The 6093-nt window shown below is 62.6% G+C and carries 3 protein-coding genes; 2 read left to right on the top strand and 1 reads right to left on the bottom strand.

The features are described from left to right. Nucleotides 1-54: 54 nt before the first annotated feature. Both clpB and ACU5AY_RS01830 read left to right on the top strand, forming a co-directional pair. Nucleotides 55-2658 (top strand): ATP-dependent chaperone ClpB, encoded by a 2604-nt coding sequence (gene clpB / locus ACU5AY_RS01825; protein ID WP_446827760.1) that lies wholly within the window; start codon nt 55-57, stop codon nt 2656-2658. A gap of 117 nt (nt 2659-2775) precedes the next feature. Further along, nucleotides 2776-3837 carry a peptidase M14 gene (locus tag ACU5AY_RS01830; RefSeq protein WP_446827761.1) on the top strand — a complete coding sequence of 354 codons (1062 nt, stop codon included), beginning with the start codon at nt 2776-2778 and terminating at the stop codon, nt 3835-3837. Nucleotides 3838-3869: 32 nt separating this feature from the next. Here the strand turns inward: ACU5AY_RS01830 and ACU5AY_RS01835 are convergent, their stop codons facing one another. Continuing rightward, the gene (locus ACU5AY_RS01835) at nt 3870-5807 is read right to left on the bottom strand and encodes a M23 family metallopeptidase (RefSeq protein ID WP_446828924.1); all 1938 of its coding nucleotides are present in this window, start codon (nt 5805-5807) and stop codon (nt 3870-3872) included. Nucleotides 5808-6093: the final 286 nt, after the last annotated feature.

Below are 6093 nucleotides of genomic sequence, written 5' to 3' on the forward strand. Positions count from 1 at the left end.
CCAACCCAATCTCCTTGTGCCGCAACGGGCGAGGGGACCCTGTGGAGGTAAGACATGAATATGGAAAAATACTCGGAGCGGGTCCGGGGCTTCCTGCAATCCGCTCAAACCTATGCCCTTGCTGAAGGTCATCAGCAGTTCACGCCCGAACATATCCTGAAGGTGCTGCTCGACGACGACCAGGGCATGGCTTCGTCGCTGATCGAACGTGCCGGTGGCAATGCCAAGGAAGCCCGCATCGCCAACGATGCCGCTCTTGCCAAACTGCCGAAGGTTACCGGCGGCAACGGCCAGATCTACCTTGCCCAGCCGCTCGCCAAGGTGTTCTCGACTGCGGAAGACGCCGCCAAGAAGGCCGGCGACAGTTTCGTGACCGTTGAGCGGCTGTTGCAGGCGCTGGCGATCGAGACGACGGCCTCGACTGCCGCCACCCTGAAGAAGGCGGGCGTCACGCCGACGGCGCTCAACCAGGTCATCAACGACATCCGCAAGGGTCGCACCGCCGACACGGCCAATGCTGAACAGGGCTTCGACGCGCTGAAGAAGTTCGCGCGCGACCTGACGGCAGAAGCCCGCGAAGGCAAGCTCGATCCCGTCATCGGTCGTGACGACGAAATCCGTCGCACGATCCAGGTGCTGTCGCGCCGGACGAAGAACAACCCTGTGCTGATCGGTGAGCCCGGCGTCGGCAAGACGGCGATCGCCGAAGGCTTGGCGTTGCGCATCATCAATGGCGATGTGCCGGAGTCCTTGAAGGACAAGAAACTGATGGCGCTCGACATGGGCTCGCTGATCGCCGGTGCGAAATACCGCGGCGAGTTCGAGGAGCGGCTGAAGGCCGTCCTCAACGAGGTGCAGTCGGAAGCCGGCCAGATCATTCTGTTCATCGACGAGATGCACACGCTTGTCGGTGCGGGCAAGGCGGACGGCGCAATGGACGCGTCGAACCTCTTGAAGCCGGCGCTTGCGCGCGGCGAACTCCACTGCGTCGGTGCGACCACGCTTGACGAGTACCGCAAGCATGTCGAGAAGGACGCGGCGCTTGCCCGTCGTTTCCAGCCGGTGATGGTTGACGAGCCGACAGTCGAGGACACGATCTCGATCCTGCGCGGCCTGAAGGAAAAGTACGAGCAGCACCACAAGGTCCGCATCTCGGATTCGGCCCTCGTTGCCGCCGCGACGCTTTCCAACCGCTACATCACCGATCGCTTCCTGCCGGACAAGGCTATCGACCTGATGGACGAAGCCGCATCCAGGCTGCGCATGCAGGTGGACTCCAAGCCGGAAGAACTCGACGAGCTTGACCGCCGGATCATCCAGCTGAAGATCGAGCGGGAAGCCTTGAAGAAGGAAACCGACCAGGCTTCCGCCGACCGGCTGAAGCGTCTGGAAGAGGAACTGGCGTCAATCGAGGAAGAGTCCGATGCCCTGACCGCCCGCTGGCAGTCGGAGAAGCAGAAGCTCGGCCATGCGGCGGAGCTGAAGAAGCAGCTCGACGATGCCCGCAACGAACTGGCCAATGCCCAGCGCGCCGGTGAATTCCAGCGGGCAGGGGAGCTTGCCTATGGCATCATCCCGCGCCTTGAGAAGGAGCTTGCGACCGCCGAAGAGAACGACGGGGCCGAAACCGGCAGCATGGTGCAGGAAGTGGTGACGCCGGATAATATCGCGCATGTCGTTTCCCGCTGGACCGGCATTCCGGTCGACAAGATGCTGGAAGGCGAGCGCGAAAAGCTTCTGCGGATGGAAGACGAACTGGCGAAATCCGTCGTTGGCCAGGGCGATGCCGTGCAGGCCGTATCGAAGGCTGTTCGCCGTGCCCGCGCGGGCCTTCAGGATCCGAACCGGCCGATCGGCTCGTTCATCTTCCTCGGCCCGACCGGTGTCGGCAAGACGGAGCTGACCAAGTCGTTGGCCCGGTTCCTGTTCGATGACGAAACCGCCATGGTTCGGATGGACATGTCCGAATACATGGAGAAGCATTCGGTTGCCCGTCTGATCGGCGCCCCTCCCGGCTATGTCGGATATGAGGAAGGCGGCGCGCTGACGGAAGCGGTTCGTCGGCGGCCATACCAGGTCGTGCTGTTCGACGAGATCGAAAAGGCGCACCCGGATGTGTTCAACATCCTGCTGCAGGTTCTTGACGACGGCCGCCTGACCGATGGCCAGGGCCGGACCGTGGACTTCAAGAACACGATCATCATCATGACCTCCAACCTGGGCGCGGAATTCCTGACCCAGCTTGGCGAGAACGATGACAGCGAAGTCGCCCGCGAGCAGGTGATGAACGTGGTCAAGAGCGCCTTCAGGCCGGAGTTCCTGAACCGGATCGACGACGTCATCCTGTTCCATCGCCTGCATCGCAGGGAGATGGGCGCCATCGTCGATATCCAGATGAAGCATCTGGTGTCGCTCTTGGCCGAGCGGAAGATCACGATCGCGCTGGACGACGATGCCCGCGAATGGCTCGCCAACAAGGGGTACGACCCGGTCTACGGTGCCCGTCCCCTGAAGCGGGTCATCCAGAAGTTCGTGCAGGATCCGCTGGCCGAGAAGATCCTCGGTGGCGAGATTTCCGACGGCTCCGACGTCAAGGTCACGGCGGCATCCGACCGGTTGCTGTTCTCGACCCGCAAGTCGGTCGCGCAGGCGGCCTAAGCAAGGTCAGGGCAAACCTGAAATCGGAATTGGCGGTCCATCGGGCCGCCAATTTTTTCTGTCGCGGGTCGTTCCCGCCTGCTAGGAAGCCCTAATCAATTTTGACAGGTGGTTCCCGTGAACGTTTCAGACATCGTTATCGCCGGCGACACGCCGGGCGTCAGCTATCGCATTCCGGTTCTGCGGTTTTCAGGCTCCAACAGCGATGCGCCGAAGGTCTACATGCAGGCGGCATTGCATGCCGGTGAGCTGCCGGGCACGGCGGCATTGCATTTCCTTTGCCAGCAGCTGCGCCTTGCCGAGGAGGGGGGCGAGATCGCCGGCGACATCACCATCGTGCCGCAGGCCAATCCCTATGGTACGGCGCAATGGTTTGCCGGCGAGATGCAGGGACGTTTCGATCTCGGTTCCCGGGTCAATTTCAACCGCGAATTCCCGCTGATCGCCTTCGACGATCGCGACGGTCTGCTCGTTGACATCGAGCGTCGGCCGGTCGTCGAGCAGATCAAGCGCCGGCTGATGCGCATGGCGTTTGATGCCGATATCGTTCTCGATCTGCATTGCGACGATGAATCCCTGCAATATGCCTATCTCGAAAAGGAAGTCTGGCCGGAAGCAGCCGACCTGGCCACCGCGCTCGCCATGGATGCGGTGCTGATTGCCGATGGCGAGAGCTCGGCGTTCGACGAGGCGATCGGCTATGCCTGGAAGCGTGACGGTGGCCGGGCGGAAGGCGATCGCTTCCGCGGGCGTCTGGTGACCACCGTGGAACTGCGCGGCTGGCGCGACGTGGATGCCGGTCTCGCCCGCAAGGATGCGGATGGCCTGATGGCATTTCTGAAGATGCGGGACGTTGTCACGGGGCCTGTTCCAAACCTGCCGGCGTTCAGCGGACCGGTGACCCCGCTCGATCACATCGAGATGATACGGGCGCCGCAGGCCGGTACGATCCTGTTTCACCGCGAGCCGGGCGACACGGTGGTCGCCGGTGACGTTCTGGCTTCGCTGATCACCGCTCCCGGCATGGCGGGCGGCATTCTGGAGGTCATCGCGCCGCAGGCGGGGTTGGTTGTCACCAGGGTCTCAAGACGGTTCACCGCCGCCGGCGGCGACCTGATGAAGATCTCGGCGTCAGCGCCCTCCGCGCGGCAGAGAAAGCCGGGCGCACTGGAAAACTGAGGGTTGCAGGTCGCAGCGCTTGCCAGCCATTCTTAATTGATTGAAGCGACTTCCTTGTCGTCGTCCTTGACGCCGAGCAGGGCATCGATGCGCTTGCGCTCTGTCTCGAACTTGGCGAGCGCCTCGCCATCAAGCGAGTTGCCGCTCGGCAGGCGGATCTTCATCGCGTCGACCTTAGTGCCGTTGACGATCAGTTCGAAGTGCAGGTGGGGGCCGGTGGACAGGCCGGTCGTGCCGATGAAGCCGATCACCTGACCCTGCTTGACATGCTGGCCGCGCGCGAGGCCCTTGGCGACTGCGCTCTGGTGATTGTACGAGCTGACATAGCCGTTGGCGTGCTGGATCAGCGTCTGCTTGCCGTAGCCGCTGGTCCATTCGCCGGCCTTGATGACGACGCCGTCGCCGGCGGCCAGGATGGGCGAGCCGATCGGGGCCGCCCAGTCGACACCGGGATGCATGCGGGCATATTTCAGGATCGGATGGCGGCGCATGCCGAAGCCCGAGGTGAAGCGGCCGTTCGGAACCGGCTTGCGCAACAGGAACTGGCGCACGCTCTTGCCGTTCTCGTCGTAGTAATCGACGGAATTGTCGTCCGGATCCTGGAACCGGTAGAAGCGCTTGTCGAGATCGCCGAACTTGGCGTGGACGAACAGAAGCTCCGAGTCTTCGGTCGCCTTGCCCTTTTCGTCCGAGACCGAGAAGAAGGCTTCCAGCGTGTCCTTCGGCTTCACCTTCGCCTGGAAATCGACATTGCTGCCGAGCAGCCGGATGATCTGCGCCGTCATGGACGGGTTCATGCCGTAGGCGAGGGACGCCTGGTAGATCGCGTCGTAGACCCTCGGAAGGTCATGCCGGCTCTTCGGCGGCGGCGGCGCGTCGTCGTTGAAGGCAGTGTCGACCGCATCGAGATGGGCAGGCTCGGATGCAGTGACGAAACGGCCCTTGTCGTTGATCGCGACCGTGCCGAAGTGCTCCTGGTCGCGGTAGACGCTGGCGCGGATGACGGTGGCATCCTCTCCCTTCTGCAGGACGCCGATGCGCAGCACATCGCCTTCCTTCAGGTCTTTCGAGCCTATGGTCTCGGCGAGCTTGGGGATGATCGCCTCGGCGTCCTTCTCGGAGTAGCCGCCGTCGTTCAGGGCCTTTTCGATCGTCATGTCCTGGCGGATCGGCAGCACGTCGTCGGCATATTCCGGCGTATCGGGCGTGACGGTGTCCGGCATGGCGACCGAAAGGTTCTGGTCGACGATCTTGGCCGACAGGCCAGCAGATAGGCTGAGATCGAGATCGTCATTGGCGAAGCGCCGCGGATCGACATAGGAGAGGGATGCGAGCTGTGTCTGGCCATCGGAGAGGACGGAGCCGTTGGAACGGACGTTTTCCTCGATCTCGGACAGCGACATCATGCCGGCAAAGGGGTAGGGGGATGCCTTGAGGGGAAAGTCTTCGGTCTTGAGGCTGACATCGGAGTCGACGTCGGATGCGTAGATCAGGCCGGTGCGCAAGGTGGCCGGCGCCTGCTTTATATTGGCGGCGAAGATGTTCAGCGGATCGAAGGGCGGGTAATTGTCCTGATCCGAGTGGTCCGTCGCCAGCGCCATGGTCACATGCGCGAAGGGTACGCGGCGAACCACTTCCTTCTTTCCGTCATTGGTGACGGTCGCGACTTCCATGATCGTGCGGTCGGCCTGCTTGGGCGCGAGCTTGGTTTCGAGCAGCCGCTTGCCGCGCACGACATTGTCTGCGGAGGCGCCGTTGCCGGCATTTTCGGTCATGGCGTAGGCTTCTGCGGGGATGGCGAGCTGCTGCCGGCCGTCGAGCGCGGCAAACAGGGCGACGCCCATCAGCACGCTGGAGGTAATACCGGTCAGGAATGTTCCCGCGAGCCAGCGCAATGAAACATCGCGACGGTCGGGAGCCTTGCGGCCGTCAGCGAGAATAGGCGCTTCATCGCCGAGCGAGCGCGCAATGGCGCTCTCAGCAGTCGTGCCAATCAATACCTGTCCCCAATCGAGCGTCTCATCCCAAGTTCTAAGCAGGATGTGCCTGTTTTCGGCGGTTGAGTCAAATCTGAAACCGCCTGTTAATAATCCGTTACCGCGGATGGTGAATCACCTTTTCTGGGGATGCGGGTTATTCCGGGCGAAATTGAGGCCCCTGGGGCGCCCGCAGGTCAGGACCAACGCCTGTCCACCGGAGTTTGTGGCGGATGGTTGATCGGGCATCTTTCCATGATGCCGACGATGGCGGGAAAGG

This window comes from Rhizobium sp. PAMB 3174 (assembly GCF_052908375.1).